A 20,861-nucleotide genomic window follows, 5' to 3' on the forward strand; every position below is an offset into this window, starting at 1 on the left:
TAGGCAGAACACATGATTTCAAACATGACTTTACAAGGTTTAGATAAATTAGATCGAAAAATACTTTCAAGTCTATTGTCAAACGGGCGTGAGTCTATTGCGAATCTATCTCGAAACATTGGTTTGTCTCGTACAGCAGTAGCAGAAAGGATTAATCGTTTAGAAAAGACCGGTATTATCAAAGGCTATACCGCACAAATTCGTGTAGAAAACGAAGGGCGCAAAGCCGCAAGCTATCTATTGATATCTTGTGAAAAGGGTAAGAAAAATGATGTAACAAATGCGCTTAAAGAAATCCCTGAGGTTCGCTTAACAAGCGTTGTTGGTGGCAACTTTGATATTATTGCCCTAATTGAAGCGCCCGATCTGCAGTCTATTCATCATCTTTGTAACGAAATTGAGTCATTTAACGGGATTCAAAGGCTTGATACTACCGTCGTACTTCACCAGCCGATCAGCCGTTAAGCTTTTCTGACCTTTTTGATGACAACATAAAAAGCCGCTCGTAGAGCGGCTTTCTTATATGCTTCCGATGACTCGGATTTTGGCATCTTTATCACTTGGGTTACCTAACCAGAATGTTTGTCCTAAGTGGTTCCCTTCCCCATTACCTAGCTTATTCTCTGGAATACTATCTAAGTTAACTGTCAACTTTAAGTCCCACGACATCGGGTCACGCAAAATGAAACGCATCAGGCCAACCAGTGTTTTGTGTAACTCACCATCGTAGGAAAACTGCTTAAATGTTTCAAAATCGATGCTGTCGATGCAAAGATTAAATTTGCCGTTTAAGTCCGCAATACTTTGTCCTAAGTGCAAATTTTGCCCTAATATGCAATTAGCACGGTTGAGTTTATTCCGTTGGCTTTCTGCGATTTCTACGCGGCGATATACCCACTCTTCAATGCGCACGCTAGGCAACGAGAAGTAATGCGAAACAATACCGGAAATCAGCTTCGGCGAACGCGTACGCGTAGAAAGTTGGTTTACATAAGACAGTATTTTCGCTCGATCTAACTCTGCGACCTTACTATCTTGCATTACGCTAGATAGGCCCGCCAAGTGCAGAATACGTCCAGAGAAGGCATCACTTGCCCCGCTTTGGTACTGCACGTGATATCGGTATTTCTTCCAAACCCGATACAACAAACTGGTGTACCTATTATGGAAAAAATCAAAGAAATCTTTTACCGGATTGTCTTCGGGATCTCGCCCTGCCAGTTTCTCAGTATAAGAAGCAGGAAGTGGTGAGCTTGAACCATGCAAGCCAAGAAAGTTAGTTTCGACTCTAGAATACTGCTGGCCATTTCTCTCCATATGAGCAATAAAGTCCATATCGCTCTTTGGAAAAGATAAGTTTGGCGAAACGCTGAACTCAATACGTTCTTGGTGGAAGTATTTGTTCTCACCGACGGCGACAAAGTTAGAGTTCGGCTCTAATTGATAATGCTTCTCTAGCAGCAAGACTGCTTGATAGAAACTAAACTCATTCGACTTATCAGAAAGTGTATTAATCATAGTATCGTCTGCTGTCCGATAAGACTTGCCCAGTTATAAACCTCGCCTGTCGCTTCATCAAACACTTCCAGTTCGGTAAAGGAGTTCACACTCGAGTACAAACGGATGAATTCGTTAAGCACCGTCGCCATCAAGAACATGTCGCCTTCATTGACAAAAAATTTGGAATTGGTGACCAACTTAAACTGATTGCCGCGTACCGAAACGCCACGAAACACACGGTCGATTGGTTTCATTTCCGAAGAGATAACCCCATCAAGTCGATGAATGGATGCGCGGTGCGCTTGTCTATCAACACGAGAGTGGAAATCATAGGTAGAGAGAAGCACTTTAAGTACATCAATATTTGCCAGCGATAAGTAGTTGAGTGACATATTCGCAATTAACTGCCACTGAAGCTCACCATTCACTTGCGGACTGACCGATTGAGTGGGCTTGGTAATATTCCTAAACGTCGCATAGGTCGGTGATTTATGAGTCGCGTAAGTGATGTCCCCCACTGACAAACGTTCCGCCAAATCTGCGTTACTACATTGCAGTTTCATGAGTACAGTTTCTGTTCCCAGTTCCGCAATGTCCCCATTATGAGTATGAAATGATATGTAGCGTTCAAGGCCTCTACCGCTTACACGCTCAGCGACTTTAGATTTGTAGAACTCGCGCTTATCTCGTTGGTTAATTTGATGCTCAAATGATTCAAATTCAATCAGAGACTTTCGACGACGCTCGTCTTTACTCCAGCTTTCCACTTGCTCAATGGAATAGACTTCGTAATGCTCCTGAGTGTTGCTTTGCGGGCGTACCTTGTACTCGTTACGTCGGTGCTCTAAACGAATTGGATCGCCATCTTTTTCAAATAAATTAACGGCAGGCGTACAGTGCAACTTCAAGTGTTTATCTTTAAGCACCACTTCTGACGGTAATGCACGCTTAAAGTGGAATTTGATTTTGACCGTGCTACGTTGTGGAATGCCTTTTAGCCACTCTAAGCCTTTAATGTCGAAGAACATGAACTTATCTGGCAAAGAGAAGAATTCTTGCAGCAAACGGTAGCCTGCAAATGAATTTTTGCTGTAAGGCAGGAGCGCTTCGTCCTCTTCATGCCCAACTGGCTTAACATATTCTGGCCCTAAGCGATGTTTGTAACCACCACCAACATCTAATTCGACATAATCTAGGTAACGGAACAGCCATAAGAAGACAGTTCGAGTAATATGAATCTCGCCATGCAAGTGTAATCGCAGCGTGTCTAAACCGATCCGAGACAGTTCAAGACCATGCTCCGTCGATAAAGTCACATCAATCATCGAACTGGTGCGGCTGTTGGTCTGTTCGATGTTAGTGATCGTAATTGGGTATAGATTGACGTCGTAACAAGTACGGAACAAACATTGCGTGCCCTCTACCTGTTCACTCGCCATTTCTGCGCCACGTTTCACCACGGTTTTCTCAGTAACACTTCCGGTATGCGGCTTTAGTTCGCTAATGCACAAAGACGGAATCGAACGCATGTAATGTGGCCACAGCAAAGTCATCAGAGATTGCGTCAGCTCAGGCAGTTCATCATCAATCTTCTCGCGGATTCTACCTGTCAGAAAGGCAAAACCTTCGAGCAGTCGTTCGACATCTGGGTCAAAGGTTCCCTCAGAGAGAAAGTGAGTTAACTTCGGATGATATTTGGCAAACTCACTACCCGACTCACGCAAATACGTGAGTTCATCTTGAAAGTATTTACTGTTACTCAAGTGGCACCTACTAAACGTTAAATTGGCCGTCGGTTCCCATGTAGACGTCTATCGACATTGGGACTTTACCGCCGTTATGGGAAACTTCGCCGCGAATACCAAAGCCGAGTTGTAGCGGGTTATGGTGATCTTCACGATAATTAACCTCGACATTCAACAGTCGCGGTTCAAAGCGTTCTATGGTTGACGTGATGTTTTTTTGAATGTGGCGAACTAGGTTCGTGTTGTTAGAAAGTACGTCATTAAAATCTGGTAAACCATACTCATTGTCGATCATTGCATTCCCAGAATGTGTATTCAGCAAGTCTGCGAGATGAGAATGAATAGATTCAATCAAATGCTTGTGAGAAACGACTTTCTCGTAACAGTTTTTGGGTTCACCAAGCTCAATCCGCTCTAAAAGGCGATAACCTTTTTCCATCTTCACTCCTACGAAAAAAGCAGCCAGTCTTTACTGGCTGCTTTATGGTTTCAGCAATGGGTTATTGGTCTAACTTACCAACTAGAGACAAGTCGAAGCTTGCACCCATGTACTTGAAGTGAGGACGTACAGACATTGATACTTTGTACCAACCTGGGTCACCTTCTACGTCTGATACTTCAACCTTAGCAGCACGTAGTGGACGACGACCACGGACTTCTGCTGGCGGGTTTTCCTGGTCAGAAACGTATTGACGAATCCACTTGTTCAGTTCAATTTCTAGGTCTGAACGCTCTTTCCACGAACCGATTTGCTCACGCTGTAGCACTTTTATGTAGTGTGCTAGACGGTTGATGATGAACATGTAAGGAAGCTGAGTACCTAGCTTGTAGTTCATCTCTGCTTGTTTGCCTTCTGGCGTGTTCGCAAACACTTTCGGTTTTTGAACAGAGTTTGCAGAGAAGAACGCCGCGTTGTCAGAACCTTTACGCATGGTTAGCGCAATGAAGCCTTCTTCTGCTAGCTCGTACTCGCGACGGTCAGAAACAAGAATCTCAGTTGGGATCTTAGTTTCGATTTGACCCATGGCTTCAAAGTTGTAAACCGGTAAGTCATGCACAGTACCACCGCTTTGAGGACCAATGATGTTTGGACACCAACGGTACTTAGCGAAAGACTCACTAATTTTTGATGCCATCGCGTACGCAGAGTTACCCCATAGGTAGTTGTCATGGCTGTCTGTTACTTGCTCATCGTAGTCAAACGCCTTAATTGGGTTATCTTCTACAGAGTAAGGTGTACGTAGCATAAAGCGAGACGTACATAGACCTAGGTAACGTGCATCTTCGTGTTCACGTAGACTACGCCATTTAGTGTATTGTGGGCCTTCAAATACTGACTTAAGATCTTTTAGATTCGGTAGCTCTTCATAGCTATCTAAACCAAAGAACTTCGCAGACGCAGATGTAATAAATGGAGCATGAGACATTGCACCCACGTTTGCCATGTACTCCATCAGTTTGATGTCTGGAGACGAAGCCGACATATCGTAGTCACAAATGACTGCGCCAACAGGTTTACCACCAAATTGGCCATATTCACGCGTATAGATTTGTTTGTACAAACCAGACTTCACCACTTCTGGCGCGTCTTCGAAGTCATCAAGAACTTCATCTTTCTTTGCAGAGATCAATTCAATTTGAATGTTCTCACGGAAGTCAGTGTGGTCAACCAGGTACTTAAGGCCACGCCAAGTTGATTCAATCGCTTGAACTTCTTCGTTGTGAAGAATTGCATCAACTTGCTTAGACAGTTTTTGGTCAATTTCTGAGATCATCAGATCAACTAAAGACTGATCCACTTTCTCTGTGTTCGAGCTGCTTAGTAGCTCACTGATGAATGCTTCTACGCCGCGTTTTGCAACATCAAAACCTTCATCACTTGGCTTTAAACGAGTTTCGTTAAGAATGCTATCCAGAAGTGAGCCTGATTCAACTAAGGCTGCTTCTTGTTCTGGCGCTTGTGCTTCTGCAGACATGATATCCCTTACTCTTCTTTTGCTTCTTGGTCGTTACCAATGCTTAGTTCATCCAACAGTTTCTTTCTCGCGTCTTCATCTTGAAGAACCGATGCGATCTTCTTGCGGAATGCAGGAACATTACCTAGAGGGCCTTTCAGCGCCACCAAGGCTTCGCGAAGTTCAAGCAGGCTGTTTAGTTCAGGCACGCTTTTCGCAATCGCTTCTGGAGAGAAGTCCTTCATGTTTTGGAACGTTAGATCAACACCGATTTGGCCGCCTTCTTCATCAGAAAGACGGTTTTCAACGTTCACTTTAACGTTTGGAGACATGCCTTCTAGCACTTCGTTAAAGTTGTCTTTATCGATATTGATTGGAGTGCGTTCTTCAATTGGCGTCTCATCTGCACGTGCAGTAAAGTCGCCAACCACCATCATGCTTAGCGGCAGTTCTACGTCTTCTTGCGTATCGCCAGTTGCTGGAACATAACGGATATTAATTCGCTCTTTAGGAGCCACCGAGCCGTCACGTGACATAATTCGTTCCTTATCTAACTCTTTAATTAGTCATAAATTGCTTTCCACTCTTCATACTTCTCAGGTAAAAGATCCTTACTTCTGAATAACTGATGGAGTGTTTTTCGAATCAGGTCTTCTAACTGCGACGATAAGTGGGGTTCCCAGCTCGCGAGATTAAACGCATTTTGTACTTCCCACCCCTTCTCAAGATACGGCAAACACAACGGGTATAATCCAACAGACTGGTAAGCTGCTATCAATTGTAAATACAGCATGAACTGTCCACGCCCTGAGCCATCCAGCTCAAGCTTGCGGGCAAGTTCTGCGGCATATTCCCCTAGATTTTCTAGAGTGATATCCTCCACCAGCAATGAATCTTCTTCAGCGATCACAACCGTCTGTACAACAGTTTGTGCTGCCGATGAAGTAGCATCTTGAGTAGACAACCAACTCAATGTTGCTTCATCTGCAAATGGTATAGAATTCTTAAAAGAGAGGCGTTCGATGCCCTCCAATGACTCAACAAACCGCTTTACTTCTTGTTTCACGGCAAGTGCTGCGTCATCAAAACCTAAGTTAGTAAGCATCAAATACACGAAATGGTGGCCTGTGAGCCAAAATGGCGCGTCAGTTAGCGTGCGCTCCAAACGTTTAATCGTGTCGATGTCACTTTCCTGATTGGCTTTGTCGCGGTATTCCGCTTGCTGATCGGACGATACCGCCAAGCTCAATGGCGTTTGATCGTTTTGGTGGTCAGGTAGACCATCAATGTCATCCCAAGTCAGATGACGATAAATTCGGTAAGCCAGCGGATCACTTGGATTCGCATGAAGCATGACTTCCGCGACTTTTTTTAACGTGCGTTTTGAAGCCGTAGGCGACGAGAAATCTGTATCGACATCGACTTCTTTTGCTACGGCTTTCTTAACTGGCGCAGGTTTAGGCGTCGGCGGAACCGTCTTCGCTGAAGCGGTTTGAACGTCGTTCTGTGCTGGCGTTTCTACCGCGGCAGGCTGCGTAGCTGGTGCCGCTTGTTCGATGGTAGCTATTGCGTCATCGCTCTGGTCATCGGCAGCTGCTTGTTGAGATAAAACATTGAGCTGCGTGCGAATCTCAAAGAAGTCAGCTTCGGAATCTTGGTAAACATCGTCGTACTGACGCTGCACTTCTTCAATAGTCGAAATGCAACCTGAAACTAATTCCCAAGATTGCGCACTGTCCGCAAGTTTAGTGCTCATCAATTTAAATTGATGATTCAACCACTCCACCGCACCGTCTCTACCGCGTTTCCGTGACGGGTAAAGATCACTACCGAAGCAAGCTAACGCCTCATTAAGCAGTTTCAGACCTTGTTCAAAACCTTTGAGCCCGGATTCCTCTGCAAGCGCTCGTACTAAATAGCAAAGTGCTTTTAAATCTTTACTATGATGCTCGAGCACTTCCATCGCATTGGTTTTTACTACATTCCAGTCGACCGTTTCGCCAAATAGTGAGCCGAACTTTTTTACCTCGGCTTCCATCATTTCATAGCAAAACTCGTAACGAGCATCGTTACCCGCAGGAGATTCATCAGAAATCGGTTTAAGAAGGTGATCAGTATCAATGTTGGACAAAATTCGCATCTCCTTCAGTCAAGTAGTCTCTCAATGCACGAGCTACGGCGATGGCACCATTTGCAGGCTTAGAAAACTGATGACTCTGATTAATCGCATCCGACGCCATGCTATCTAGAATTTTTGTGATCTCTGTAAATTTTCTTGGCGCATTTCGTTCTAAATCAGCAAGGGACTCATGCAATTTCTGTTTGTCGAAAATGGATTGCTCCATCACCGTACTAAACAAAATAAATTCGCTTCTTGCGATGATTAAGTCTGTTATTTTTTTTTCTAGTTCTGGCGTATTACCAAAGTAGTCTTTGGCTAATTCAGCTTCTTCAATCGCTTTGGTATAAAAGTGAGCTTCTGCATGTTTATCAATGGAGTCATTAATATTTTCCATCACTCTCTTTGGTAAAATTTGGCTATAGAAATATGCCTGTGACTGGTTTAATAACCACGCCTCTTTCATTTCTTCTTCTGCGAGCTTAGCTTCACCATCTAAAATTAAGTGAGCAATCTGCTTATCACGACTGCCAGCAATGGCAGATACTTTCATGGAATCAACAGAGGCGACATTCAAACCCGACATCACTTTAGTCAGTGTTTCGTCCGCATAGGGAAACAATGCACCATCACGAACGAGTTCCTCTCGTAACGTGACAAGCTCCTTGCGTAAATCCACTAATGTCTGTGGTAGTCCATCAGCTAAAGATTGATAAGACTTCAACTGAGTCTGTTTTTCATTATATAAACCCGAAAGGCTTAATTGCTGAACTCGATACGCTTCTCGGTAGGCTTTAGTTGTATCAACGCTCTGCTCAGTTTTTGCTAATACTTCTTTGATTTTCCATGGCGGCTCAGCCAAAAAAGAAGCAGTATCTGTGGGCGTGATTGTGTGACTTAAAGGTGTCGTTTCTTTGGCAAAAATAGCATCCAATGCATCCGAATTTTGCTGATACAAATAACTTCCTGTCATTGCCACCACACTCAACACTAAACTCGCCTCCAATAGTTTGAAGCGTCCGTACGCTGTTTTATCATTCGACTTACAGTGTGTAAGCAGAAGATCCGCATTACGCAAGCTACTGAAAATTGGTGCGTTAGAATTTGAGTTAATCGATTGAGTATCGATTCGTGCTAACTGCTGGGCGAAAGAAATAGCGGTATAGCCATGCCCTCTTGGTTTATTGATGACTTGTTTCAACAACTTCCAAATATGAGCCGGGATCAATGCAGGACGCTTTCGGTCTTTTAATTGTTTATTCCAAGTATCACCAAATATTGAACCCAAAAATAAATGTCCAGCGAGCAAAGCAAGGGAGTAAACATCATCTTGCGGTTCCGCGATGCCAGTTTCGATATAAAGAGGTGAAGCGTAGTTCAAGCTTGCTTCTGCGTAAGGTTCCGTTTCTCCAATATAACGAGCAGCACCGAAATCGATGAGTTTAACGTAATCGCCTTCACTCACTAGCACGTTGGATGGCTTAATATCAAGATGGCAGATGCCTCTTGTGTGCATAAACTCTAAGGCACCAGCGAGTTGATATACCAACCAAGCGATATGGTCGTGGCGGAAACCTTTAAAAGAGTGACGCTCCATCTTTTCTGCCAGTGATTCACCTTGGATCCACTCGTACATCAAATATGGGCGTTCGAATTCGTTGCCGATTTTTATGAAGTTAGCCACGCTAGGATGTTGGGAAAGCTCTAATCGACTCGCTTCGTTAACCAACATTTTACTCGCAAATTCTGGCGAGTCATCATTGATAACTTTGCAACAGATCTGCTTTTCTGGCTGCCCTTTTTTTGCGAGATGATAAACGGTTGTTTTACCATTTTTAGAGGGAAGCTTGTCTAATACATCAAATTGTGAAAAAAGCACGTACTCAAGCTTTGGCTTATTTTTTTCTGCTAGCCTTTGCTCATTCAGTTTCTTTTTCTCAATAGCTTTCACAACCAACTGATCGATATATCCTTTGGCTGTACTCTGATTATTAGACACTTAGTACTCTTTCATAGAATAAATATTATTAGAGTTGAATAATATTTTCTTGAACATACTTGTATCAAGGCTAGTATTTAAAACAAACAGTAAGCCTATTATTTTAGTTATTATTACTAACTTATTAGAGTTTTTTACTTACGCTTTCACTGCATCAGTTATACGCTTTTTCATGATACAAACGTAAACCTAATAATATGAGTGTATTTTCATTGCCATTTGATCGATAAGTGCCTACTAACATTGCAGCAACTGGAGAATCCCCTTGTCACCATGAAAGTCAAACATTAACAACGTGGTTGGTTGCCTAAAATGGTGATCTCTGACCGCAAAGGCGATTAAGGCTAGAGAAGAGCAACTGCCCATCGTGCCCCACAACTCATTGATAAGCTGCGGTTGTTCTGGGTTCGTGAATCGTTCTGCTTTAGCCCCCAGAGCAAAGCCGTAATCTTCCGAGTGCATGCGAAGGTTCGTCATATCGGAATACACTTCACCAAATGAATCGATCTTTTTACTTGCACGCTGAACAAGTCGAAACATGCCTCTTCGGTCTGAAGTGTTTAATTCCGTATCAATGTAGCCAAGCTGCGCTTGAGGCTTAAGTTTCAATGTCTCTATGGTATTTCTGCGACAAAGAATTAAACCTGCCCCACCCTCGCTCGGAATAACGCCCCATGGATTATTCGTACTCATTACCATCGCATCGTCGATGAGTGTTTGCATCGAATTCACCAAGGAATCGACACTGATACACATCATGGCATCATATTTATCCAATGATTTCATGGCCAGGAGAACGAAACTAGGCCCACTGGCATGAACTGCATTCACCACAGAGAGAAAGTCAGCGTAGTGACTTTCACCAAGCCATTCTTGCACCTTTACTAGTGAAACAGACGCAGGCACCGCTATAAGCAAAGGTATTGGTCTCAATGAACGTGGTAACTGCGCTAACAATGAATCAAGCAAGTGGGTTATTAACTCACACGTTTTCTCAAACTGCTCAATTTCTTTGGTGTATTCGATTTTTGCGTAAGTAAAACGCTCGATACCATCATCCCCTACACATTGGTCGAATCTTCCTAAATCAGCATACGAAACTGCACTGGCAATATCTAAATTCATACCGGTTGGCGTCATCACTTCCATACCTAGCACGTAACGGCCTGTTGAATTATGCATGCTCGCTTACCTCTTCCAACTTAGCGATAGATGTAGACACCAGCAAGTGTTCTTTCCCCTGACAAGGAAACGCGGCGGTGTAACTGATTGATATAGTTTTCTTTTCAGCATCAACGAATAAGGTGTACATCGCCATATCAACTTGATAGCTATCGTTATTAAAAACGGCAGTTGCTCGATATTTCTCTTTAGGAATGCGGAATGAAAGCGTGTCATCATGACAAAAGCCGCTCATCATCAAACGCTCTCCTCCACGAAGGAAGCCTTTGCACTGTTGATCAATAGGCGCGCTTTGGAAGAAACGCTTATCAAAATCGAGTGGCAACATTGGCTTGCGGTTCTCAATCCAATCGTAATCGAACGTGCCGGCCAGCTTCTGGCGCGACTCAAAGAAAGGAGGCACGGGCCCGAAACCCGCAACACGTAGTTTTTTCGCGGTGGCACTCCAGTCCTCTCGAGGATAAAAAACCGAGGGCACTTTCTGCTCAAGCAACTCTTTGTTGGAATCGGCAATACCACCGCCAATTCGGTTGCGTAAATCACCACCAATCGCGCAAGTGTAATCAATGTCTTTTTCAATAAATGGGACTGGGTTACTCAGCGTGATACTGCCAGCATGCTCAACCCATACGCGTTCCCCGTGAATAGCGAGACTCTTATCGATATGACCATCAATCAGCACACGACACTCTTGGTATGTCACTGGCTTTTTCGCGTAGCTGCGCGCTTTGCCGTAAACAAGTACATCTGTGTTGTCTTTGGTATACGCGAACTCGTGGTCAACTTTCATCGCAGAGAAGCCTTCTTCGCCCAAATATTGGGGATCATCGAAGATTTCACTTTCACCTAATTCGTGCCAAACCACACCATCGAATTGCCATGTGCGTTTGGCGACCACAACCCAGACTTCATCGCCGTTTTCGTCACGTTGAAAACGACCTTTAAGTGATAGCTCAGGGTGCGCCTCAATATCCCATAACTGCATTGCTATTCCTTAAGTTGAATCGTTCGCTCGCAGAAGGTGCGGCCTTTAAATTGTTGAAGTTCCAGTCTTGTTGATGAATCGGCATTGCCATATCCCAAGGCACGTAGGCTCTGGATTGAATACAGAGTTGACGCCATAGCCAATCGCGGAACAGCACATCAACGTTAGCATCTTGCATCGCAGCTAACGTAGACTCGAAGCTCAATGCGTAACCCAAGCGGCTTGGTAGATTTTGGATATATTTTTCATCTTCCACCCACTCATTGAGAAGATCGACGATATCTTCCCATTCATACTCGACACCAACATCTTGCGGAGTCAGAGGAAGAAGCTTTCCGTAGACGACATACAAAGCTTGAAGCCAAATTTCACCCTCAGCTTCCTCCAGACTTTCCAAGTGCTCGATGATTGGGGGCATCAACTTCCAATCACCACTCAGAGCAAAATCAACAGGTGCTAATGGAGAAGAGATATCAAACGCCTCAAACTCTTTTAACTCAAGCAACTTGGCATAAGTGAGCGCTTGCGCTGATGGTAATCCACTTGGTTCGATGCCAAAGCTCTGACGGAACCAAGTGCCTCTGTCACGTTTGGTAATCAAGCGTTCAAATAGATATTGTTCGCTGCCTTCATTGTCATTAAGCCAATCAATCCCCTCTTTCACGTCTTGTAAAGCGAGTAGTGGCAAAGCAACATGAGAGCTAATGATGCTGGCTTTGTTCCAGCGCTTGATGAGAGAGACGCTTAGTGTTTGACGTACACGTAAGCATTCAAAGTAAAACGCACTGGATGTCGCATTACCCTCAATAAGCTCCGAAAGCGTGCTATCCATAGACTCAACCGGAGATTGTACGGCAATGACCATTGCAGTTTTAGCATCTAACTCTTCGAGTAAACTCAATCCACACAAAAGGTTATCCAACTCTGAGCCCAACTCGCCCTGTAGCATCAGCCAGCCGTAGATTTCTGGCTCCTGGCCTCTTAATTGATGAATCAACCCCGGTGCTAACCGATAAAACGACAAGTACACCTGCTTCAGTTCTTCAATTTGGCGTTCGATCAGTTTGAGATACTCCAACTCACGACTTGGATAACCCCTTTTGTGAATTTGAACTCGCTGCCTGATTAAAAACCCGATACTTTCAGAAGCAATGGACAGCTTTTCATTACAGAAATCCAGCCACGTTACTGGCAATTGGGAAAGGTCATTCACAGCGCGCTCAGCTTTTGCTAACGCGCCTTCGACTTCTTGATTGGTTATGGGTGCCTTTAGGTGCTCGGCACCGATTCTTTGTCGCATCTAGTTGTCCGTTATTAGCGTGCCATAACGCGATTGCAATTAGTTAACTCGAAGTAATTAGCTCACTCGGCGTGACTTGTTAACACAAAACCATTAGCTAACGCGATGTAACTAGTTAATTGCGATCGTTCCGCCTTGAATTTTTTGTGCTTTTTCTGCTTGAGAAGTGACGTACTTCGCTTTAGTGGTAATTCGTCCATCGCGCCCGCTATAGCGAGTTTCTGTCTCACCACTTTTGACTATCAACTCTTGTTCTGTCTCGATCACCATCTTCTTAGCTCGCAATACAAACTCATCAGAGTCATCCAGAATGGAGAAGAAAATGTCCGTCACAAGAGGCAAGCTTAAGTCGTCGTTCAAAAACTCAATTCGACAACTTAATCGATTATCAATAGCCATTTGCAGTTCAGAACGACGAAAGCCACGTCCTAGCCTCGCAGTGAGTGGCTGCTTAAATGGGTTACCATCAAAATCAACTCGCACACTGCCCGTAGACTCATTGATAGCCACTATTATTCCAAAACGCGAAAAGCAAGCCGTTGATTCGGCTTGCTGCTCTGATATTACTTCTGTTGTAAGAGGTTGTTTTTCCATTGTTAGTTAACCACTACGTTGCCACCTTTCACGACGACTTTGTCACTGCCTTCGATCGTAATAGCCGAGCCTGATAACTTTATTGAACCATCACTGTTCATCACTAAAGAGGAACCACCCGTTTTCAATACAATCTTGTCGCCACTGATGATTTGCGTCGCACCATCGGCTTTATAAGCGGTGTTCCCTTTCACTGATACCGTTAAGTTGCCACCAACCGTCTGGTTATCATCAGCACCAATGTCTGAACTCTTAGACGCACCGATAGTAAGGTTACTGTTTTCACCAATATCTAAGTCATCATTTTTGCCGATCTTAGTCGTACGGTTATCACCAATTTCTAAGTCAGAATTGTTTTTCACATACTGAGCTTCATTCGCGTTGTATGTGACGGTAACGTCTTGCTCGACTGTCTCGGTAAACGTACTGTTTACTTGTGTCGTTTTATGCCCATGAATGGTTTCTTTATGGTCACCATGAACTTCATTCGTTTGGTGACGTGCAACCTTCAAGAATTCATCTTGACCGATATCACGGTAACGGTTGTTGAGCACCTTGGTCGACATGTCTTTTTGAGCGTGAATATAGACTTCTTCTTGGTTCGCTTCGTCTTCAAAACTCAACTCGTTGTAACCTGTTCCTTTGTGCGTTTGCGTGCGGAACGTGGTGCGAGTTTTGTTTTCAGGTAAAGAGTACGGAGGAAAATGTAAACCGTTGTAAACTGCGCCCGTAACTAACGGACGATCTGGATCCCCCTCAAGGAAAGTCACTACGACTTCATGGCCAATACGCGGCAAGTACACTGCGCCCCAAGTTGGCGCCGCCATTGATTGGCTTACGCGGATCCAGCAACTTGAGTGCTCGTTGTTATCACCGTAGCGATCCCAATGGAACTGTACTTTCACTCGACCAAGTTTGTCGGTGTAAATCTCTTCACCTTCTGGTCCTACAACAACCGCTGTTTGCGGGCCATCCACTACTGGTGCCGCTAGTTTAGGTGCTTTAAACACCACATCACGTGGAATACACGAGAACTGGTTGTAGTAAGTGGTTGGCATACCACTCGCTTCATCTTCATGCACTTGCGGATCTTGACCTGTGTGCATTACAGACAACATGAGGTAATCGCGGTTAATCTCAGAACGCGGGTGGTCACTGACGTTAAAGCTGTAACCAGATGCTAAGCGCATTACGTCACTCGTTGCTTCCACTTGTTGATTATCGACTATGTGTTCCGACATCCACTCCGTGGTTCTCACCTGACCCATCAGCGGATCGACGTATCGTCCAGGATAATCAAACTGCTTGAGATCTTGGTCTAGATCGCCAGCCTGTGTCATCTCTTGTGGAATTTTAGGGTGTTCGTAGTTGTAATCTGTGTACGTAACCTGTCCCGTTCTAACGCGGTTAACTAACCCGAGATCAGAGATATGTTCGCGATCGGCAACACCGCCACCATCGGCATGATAAACAATCGGCCCAATGTAAGAAGCATTTAGTGGCGAGCTTATCAAAGGTGCAATCGCGTCATTACTGTCGACAATGACCATCGTATGATTTGAATCGCTATGGTCAAAGTAATACCACATACCGTGTTCAGCCATCATACGCTGCACGAAGTGCAAGTCAGACTCACGGTATTGCAGAACGTATTCTTTTGGAGGATAAGTACCCGACACTTCAAATCGGTAATCGGTGACTGCCCCATCATCGAGTACTTCTGTGATGATGTCTTGCGCTGACTTTTGCTGGAAAATACGACAATCTTGGCGCTGAGATAAGAACCAAGCTTGAGGAACCAAGACTAATTGATAACGAGAAAAACGACGTCCAGTCCCTAAGTAACGAACTTCATTCACCACGCCGTTGAACACACGCGCAGCCCCAACACCTTGTCCGTAAAGTGTCAATGTTCCTGCTTTACGTATTAACTCATCGAACGAGATATCTGGATCAAGTGAAAGTAATGAGAGATTGATGTGGAAAGGCTTAGATAACTCTTCATGAACATGAAAGCTCTCAACCCGAAATTCATGCCCACATCCAGGCACTTCAAATTTAAATTCTACGTCATTCACCATATCTTTTACCTGATACAAATAATCGAATTAGGGCCAACAATCGTTGGCCCTGAATCTTTACGCGACGAGCAATTAAGCTTCGCGTGGAGCACGCCAGTCGTCGTTACCCGCAGTACCGCAGTTTTCGTGAGTTACTTCGATCGCACGGTAAGTGAACTTAAGCACTTCTTCTGTCACGCGGTCAGCTGTTGCTGCGTCTTGACAGTGGTTCATACGAGTTTGGATATCGACAAGTAGCGCATCAATCAATTTGATTGAGTAGTAGTGCTCTTGTTTACCTTGAACTGAAGTGCGGTAGAAGCGGATCACACACTCAGGAAGTTTTTCGCCAGATACTAGTGCGTTGAATAGTAGTGGAGATGAGCGATCTTGAACTTTAGTTACAACAAGTGGACGGTGTACACGTTGACCAGTTGGCTGACCACTTTGTGGATCACGTGGAACTGTTAGCACGTGATCAAGTTCTTGTACTAGGAACTCATCAACGTGAGCTTCTTGCCATGTGTTACCTACTGAATCTGCAGAGTAAGTATCTTTAGTAATATGGCCTTGAGTCTCACCTTGGATAGACATATATGCTGGAGTTGGCATCGCTATTTCCTTTTCTAAAATCTGTTTTGTTTAAATCACCAAATCGCTTATCACCGCGACTAGTTGGTATAATCAAAGTCTGTGCCAACTTTAAAAATCAAACAAAAACAACAACTTAAGTAATATTAGGCATTATTCACTAATATATTGAGTACAATTTATTGGATAAAAAACCAAAAAGTTGGATTAAGATAATAATAAATTGTTCTAACTTTAAAAAGTGAAAATAACCATATAAAACTGTGTAAATAAAGTCATTAAAACTAATAAATCCGACACTTTTACTATCAATTAATTTAGAATGACAACGCCATTAAAATAACCGCAAACATTAATGTCACAATAATCATTAAAAATAACCAACAAACGATAGTCAAAATATCTTGATAAAAAAAGAACGCAATCACTTTTAGTATAATAGCCGCTACCTCTTTTCCTCTAAAGAATAAAATGGCTATGATAAATATAAACCTTTCTTCATTAATTCAGCGTCTACACCCGATTGCAAAAGTAGCATTAGAAGACGCCGCTGCACTTGCAGTCTCTGAAAAAGCAAACGAAGTTCAAATTGAGCATTATTTACTGAGTCTATTAGAAAGGCCAAATAGTGATTTTGACGTCTTATTAAGTCATTTTGATTGTTCTGAGAACTTATTAAGACAATCGGTTCGATCCACACTCGACACCAGCGCCAAAGGAAATGGCAGCAAACCTGTTTTTTCTGCGTTATTAATCGAATGGTTACAAGAAAGCTGGCTGGTTTCTTCTTTAGATCTATCCGAAACACAAATCCGCTCTGGTGCCCTACTCCTTACTCTTGTTAGCAACCCTCTCCGTTACGGCCAACATGGTTACGCCTCTACCCTTGAAGCGGTAAACCCTGACAGCCTTAAGCGTAACTTTGCGGAGCTAACAAGCCAATCTATTGAGGCGCAAGTTGCTACTTCAGAGAAAACACAAGCTCGTGAAGATGGTTCAGCACTGAGCAAGTTCACAACCGACTTCACTGGTAAAGCACGCAAAGGCGAAATCGACCCTGTTTTCTGCCGCGACCAAGAAATCCGCCAAATCGTGGACATTCTTGCTCGTCGCCGTAAAAACAACCCTATTGCTGTTGGTGAACCGGGCGTTGGTAAAACCGCAGTAGTAGAAGGTTTGGCACTTAAGATTGTACAAGGTGACGTACCAGACAACCTCAAAGGTGTTGAGCTTTACGGGCTAGATATGGGTCTTCTGCAAGCTGGTGCAAGCGTAAAAGGTGAATTCGAAAAACGCCTAAACGCGGTATTGGATGAAGTGAAAAACTCGCCAACCCCTATCATTCTTTTCATCGATGAAGCACACACCCTTGTTGGCGGTGGTAACCAAGCGGGCGGCAGCGACGCGGCAAACTTGCTAAAACCAGCCCTAGCGCGTGGTGAAGTGAAAACCATCGCTGCGACAACATGGTCGGAATACAAGAAGTACTTCGAGAAAGATCCTGCCCTTGCACGTCGTTTCCAATTGGTGAAACTCGACGAACCATCTCCTGAACAAGCAGCATTGATCATTCGTGGTCTGCGCCCAGCATACGAGAAGTCACACAACGTTTACGTGCGTGATGACGCCATCACTGCTGCGGCAGCGCTTTCTGCTCGTTACATCTCTGGCCGTCAACTGCCAGACAAAGCGATCGATGTACTAGATACGGCGTGTGCACGAGTGAACATCAGCCTTAATGCCATTCCTGCTTCTGTAGAGACACTGCAACAAGAACTTGCAGCTCAACAGCGCGAGCTTGAAGCACTTGAGCGTGATGCTCTGCAGCAAACTGGCGACAAGCACAGCCTTGCTAACATTCCAGACCTAGAACTGGCAATGGAAACAACGAAAGAAGAGCTAGCAGAACAAGAAGCGCAATGGCACAAAGAAAAAGAGCAGATCCAAGAGATGATTGCTCTACGCTCTCGCTTGCATGAGCTGGTGTTTGGCGAAACAAATGAAGAAGAGCTTGTTGCAGAAGAAGATTCAGAACAAGAGCAAGACGTTTCTCCATATGCAGAGATGGATGAAGAAGCCGTTCGCATTGCAATTTCGGCCTGCCAGGAACAGCTAGACGCAATCCGCAATGGCAACCCATTGGTTCACTTTGAAGTTGGTCCAGATGAAGTTAGCCACGTGATCTCGGACTGGACTGGTATTCCAATGGGTAAGATGCTTCAAGACGAAGCAGAAACCACGCTAAAACTGAAAGAAAGCCTAACACAGAGCATCAAAGGCCAAGAATACGCTATCGATGCACTGTCTGAAGGCATTCAAACCGCAAAAGCAGGCCTAGGCAACCCAGACGCACCGACGGGCGTATTCCTACTGGTTGGCCCAAGTGGTGTGGGTAAAACCGAAACGGCTCGTTCGATCGCTGATCAAATGTTTGGTGGTGAGCGCTTTATGACGACCATCAACATGTCTGAGTTCCAAGAGAAGCACACGGTATCTCGCCTAATTGGTTCACCTCCGGGTTACGTAGGTTACGGTGAAGGCGGCATGCTGACAGAAGCGGTACGTCAGCGTCCATACTCTGTTGTACTTCTTGATGAAGTAGAAAAAGCCGACCCAGAAGTGTTGAACCTATTCTACCAAGTGTTCGACAAAGGTACGCTGAACGACGGCGAAGGCCGAACCATCGATTTCAAGAACACGCTGATCATCATGACCAGTAACCTTGCGACGCACGAGATTGAATCTTTGGTTCATCAATCCAAAGACATTGATGCAAACATCATCGCAGAAGCTATCCGCCCTACTTTGAACCAACACTTCAAACCGGCGCTGTTGGCACGTATGTCGGTACTGCCATTTGTTCCGCTTTCTGATGAAGCGATGACAGAAATCATTCACCATAAGCTGAACAAAGTTTCTCAGCGTCTACAGAGCCATCACAAGTTGTCTCTGAGCTACGAAGAAAGCTTGGTTGAGTTCGTACTAGGCAACTGTCGCCTTGCTGAAACGGGCGCGCGTAACATTGACGCGGTAATCAACCGTCAGTTACTGCCTCAGCTATCGACTCAACTATTAGTGCATGACAAGGATGATTCACATACGCAAATCGAAGTGTCTGTCGATGAGCAAGGAACACTAACCTATGCGTTCAGCTAACCATAGCGAACTTAGCAACGCCCTACTTGCGATCAGTCAGTCTTTGGCTGATCGCAGCCAGCTTACCCAAACCTTGGATGCTGTGTTGACCGCTGCGAGACAAATGACCCTCGCAAAGCACGGCATCATTTATGTTTTGGACCAGACTGGGCAGGCGTTGATTCCAAGTACCGCTCACCATAACGATAAAACAATCGTTTCCCACCCTTGGGAAGCATTGCAGTTAGACTCAGCCAGTGAAAACGACCCATTTAACTTTGCCATTCGTAATGGTGAAGTGGTGTTGATTAACGAGTTGTATAAGTACAACGGCTATGACTGCGAAAGCATCTATCAAACTGAGCAGACACTGGGATTAAAAAGCGAGAACTTACTGGCTTGGCCTTTGATTGATAGCGAAAGCAAAACCATTGGGCTGTTAGTCTTACTCGATTTGAACGTCATCGACAACGAGGCAGCCTTGACGGAGTTTTGTCGAATGGCCGCGAGTAATATTCGCCAAGCTGTGTGGTTAGAGCAATACGGGCAAGTAATAAAAAATCTCAATGCCGACAATCAAGCCCTAGTACGCGAGAACACTCAGCTCAAAAAACGTACTCAGAAAGCCTATCAAGGTCCTATTGCAGAGAGCGAAGAAATGCTCAATGTCTTGAATCGTCTTGATAAGGTGCTATCTCTTCCTGTCGACGTTCTGTTGCGTGGTGAAACGGGCGCTGGTAAAGAGGTGATCGCGAAATACATTCACGAAAACTCTAATCGTTCAGAACAACCTTTGATCGTACAGAACTGTGCCGCAATCCCAGAGCAGTTATTAGAGTCAGAACTCTTTGGCCATAAGAAAGGCTCATTCACTGGCGCGGACAAAGACAAAGTCGGTTTGTTTGAAGCAGCCAACGGCGGTACGCTTTTCTTGGATGAGATTGGCGATATGCCAATGCTACTGCAGGCAAAATTGCTGCGTGTGCTACAAGAACGTAAAGTTCGCCCTATCGGTACCAGCAAAGAGATTGAAGTGGACGTTCGCGTTATCGCCGCAACCCACTGTAATCTTATGCAGCAAATTAGAGATGGCGGATTTCGTGCCGACTTGTTCTATCGCTTGAATGTGTTCCCTATTACATTACCACCACTGAGAGCACGCAAGTCGGATATTATTCCCCTTGCTGAACATTTCGTGCAACACACAACCAACACGCTAGGCTTGCCGCAAGCGCCAGGGTTAAGTGCCAACGTACGTAAACAGCTTCTTGCCTATCAATACCCAGGTAACGTGCGTGAGCTTAAGAACATCATTGAGCGCTCGGTGCTACTGTCCGATTTTGAAACCATTACTCACATTGAGTTTGGCGAACAAATCCCAGAAAGTGTGCCAAGTATCGACATGAAAGCAGCTTCACCTACCCCAGAGCAACCTGCTTACGAGCAGCAGGCACAAGCGGATTTAGAAGACGTTTCAAAGAGTCTTAAGGACGTCGTTAGCCAATACGAGCGTACAGTGATCATCGATTGCTTAAATGCCTGCAATTGGCACACCAAGAAGGCCGCTGAGCAATTGGCACTTCCAATGAGCACTCTCAACCATAAGATGAAGAAATACGACATTTCTGCAGCTGGTTAAGCGAGATGCGAGATGCGAGATGCGAGAAAACTTTACTTCAGTTTCCGTTGGTAAGAG

At 44.6% G+C, this 20,861-nt stretch carries 16 protein-coding genes; 3 read left to right on the forward strand and 13 right to left on the reverse strand.

The genetic code is table 11. The annotated features are described in order from the left end of the window. The first annotated feature begins 12 nt into the window (after positions 1 to 12). The gene (locus tag VEA_RS17210) at positions 13 to 465 is read left to right on the forward strand and encodes an Lrp/AsnC family transcriptional regulator (protein ID WP_005373369.1); all 453 of its coding nucleotides are present in this window, start codon (positions 13 to 15) and stop codon (positions 463 to 465) included. Between the two features lie 54 nt (positions 466 to 519). On the opposite strand, the gene tssG is transcribed toward VEA_RS17210, so the two are convergent. The 13 genes from tssG to VEA_RS17275 all read right to left on the reverse strand — a co-directional run bounded on the left by tssG (position 520) and on the right by VEA_RS17275 (position 16,051). Next, entirely contained in the window at positions 520 to 1,518 is a 999-nt protein-coding gene (tssG, locus tag VEA_RS17215) for a type VI secretion system baseplate subunit TssG (protein WP_006741089.1), read from the reverse strand. After that, positions 1,515 to 3,263, reverse strand: coding sequence for a type VI secretion system baseplate subunit TssF (gene tssF / locus VEA_RS17220; protein ID WP_006741090.1), 1,749 nt, complete (start codon positions 3,261 to 3,263; stop codon positions 1,515 to 1,517). The genes tssG and tssF overlap by 4 nt, the downstream gene beginning before the upstream one ends. A gap of 10 nt (positions 3,264 to 3,273) precedes the next feature. Then, complete coding sequence (gene tssE, locus VEA_RS17225; RefSeq protein ID WP_005392634.1) at positions 3,274 to 3,684, reverse strand: type VI secretion system baseplate subunit TssE; 411 nt, start codon at positions 3,682 to 3,684, stop codon at positions 3,274 to 3,276. 61 nt (positions 3,685 to 3,745) lie between these two features. After that, complete coding sequence (gene tssC / locus VEA_RS17230; protein WP_005392635.1) at positions 3,746 to 5,221, reverse strand: type VI secretion system contractile sheath large subunit; 1,476 nt, start codon at positions 5,219 to 5,221, stop codon at positions 3,746 to 3,748. 8 nt (positions 5,222 to 5,229) lie between these two features. Next, positions 5,230 to 5,736 carry a type VI secretion system contractile sheath small subunit gene (gene tssB / locus VEA_RS17235; RefSeq protein ID WP_006741091.1) on the reverse strand — a complete coding sequence of 169 codons (507 nt, stop codon included), beginning with the start codon at positions 5,734 to 5,736 and terminating at the stop codon, positions 5,230 to 5,232. A 26-nt stretch (positions 5,737 to 5,762) separates the two neighbouring features. Then, positions 5,763 to 7,331: a type VI secretion system protein TssA gene (gene tssA, locus VEA_RS17240; RefSeq protein WP_006741092.1), complete on the reverse strand. Its 1,569-nt coding sequence runs from the start codon at positions 7,329 to 7,331 to the stop codon at positions 5,763 to 5,765. Further along, positions 7,318 to 9,318, reverse strand: coding sequence for a serine/threonine protein kinase (locus VEA_RS17245; RefSeq protein ID WP_006741093.1), 2,001 nt, complete (start codon positions 9,316 to 9,318; stop codon positions 7,318 to 7,320). The genes tssA and VEA_RS17245 overlap by 14 nt, the downstream gene beginning before the upstream one ends. Before the next feature lie 237 nt (positions 9,319 to 9,555). After that, positions 9,556 to 10,500, reverse strand: coding sequence for a hypothetical protein (locus tag VEA_RS17250; RefSeq protein WP_006741094.1), 945 nt, complete (start codon positions 10,498 to 10,500; stop codon positions 9,556 to 9,558). Further along, complete coding sequence (locus tag VEA_RS17255) at positions 10,493 to 11,485, reverse strand: DUF2169 family type VI secretion system accessory protein (protein WP_006741095.1); 993 nt, start codon at positions 11,483 to 11,485, stop codon at positions 10,493 to 10,495. Before VEA_RS17255 ends, VEA_RS17250 begins: the two co-directional genes overlap by 8 nt. After that, on the reverse strand, positions 11,466 to 12,785 hold the full coding sequence (locus tag VEA_RS17260; protein ID WP_006741096.1) for a hypothetical protein: 1,320 nt from the start codon (positions 12,783 to 12,785) through the stop codon (positions 11,466 to 11,468). Before VEA_RS17260 ends, VEA_RS17255 begins: the two co-directional genes overlap by 20 nt. 111 nt (positions 12,786 to 12,896) lie before the next feature. Further along, positions 12,897 to 13,379: a hypothetical protein gene (locus VEA_RS17265; RefSeq protein WP_006741097.1), complete on the reverse strand. Its 483-nt coding sequence runs from the start codon at positions 13,377 to 13,379 to the stop codon at positions 12,897 to 12,899. 2 nt (positions 13,380 to 13,381) lie between these two features. Next, positions 13,382 to 15,460 (reverse strand): type VI secretion system Vgr family protein, encoded by a 2,079-nt coding sequence (locus VEA_RS17270; RefSeq protein WP_006741098.1) that lies wholly within the window; start codon positions 15,458 to 15,460, stop codon positions 13,382 to 13,384. A gap of 72 nt (positions 15,461 to 15,532) precedes the next feature. Further along, complete coding sequence (locus VEA_RS17275; RefSeq protein ID WP_005373415.1) at positions 15,533 to 16,051, reverse strand: Hcp family type VI secretion system effector; 519 nt, start codon at positions 16,049 to 16,051, stop codon at positions 15,533 to 15,535. A 456-nt stretch (positions 16,052 to 16,507) separates the two neighbouring features. Here VEA_RS17275 and tssH point away from each other — a divergent pair, with 456 nt between their 5' ends. Continuing rightward, complete coding sequence (gene tssH, locus VEA_RS17280; protein ID WP_006741099.1) at positions 16,508 to 19,186, forward strand: type VI secretion system ATPase TssH; 2,679 nt, start codon at positions 16,508 to 16,510, stop codon at positions 19,184 to 19,186. After that, positions 19,173 to 20,804 carry a sigma-54-dependent Fis family transcriptional regulator gene (locus tag VEA_RS17285; RefSeq protein WP_006741100.1) on the forward strand — a complete coding sequence of 544 codons (1,632 nt, stop codon included), beginning with the start codon at positions 19,173 to 19,175 and terminating at the stop codon, positions 20,802 to 20,804. Before tssH ends, VEA_RS17285 begins: the two co-directional genes overlap by 14 nt. The last annotated feature ends 57 nt before the right edge of the window (positions 20,805 to 20,861 follow it).

The sequence above is a fragment of the Vibrio antiquarius genome (assembly GCF_000024825.1).
Taxonomy (GTDB): domain Bacteria; phylum Pseudomonadota; class Gammaproteobacteria; order Enterobacterales; family Vibrionaceae; genus Vibrio; species Vibrio diabolicus.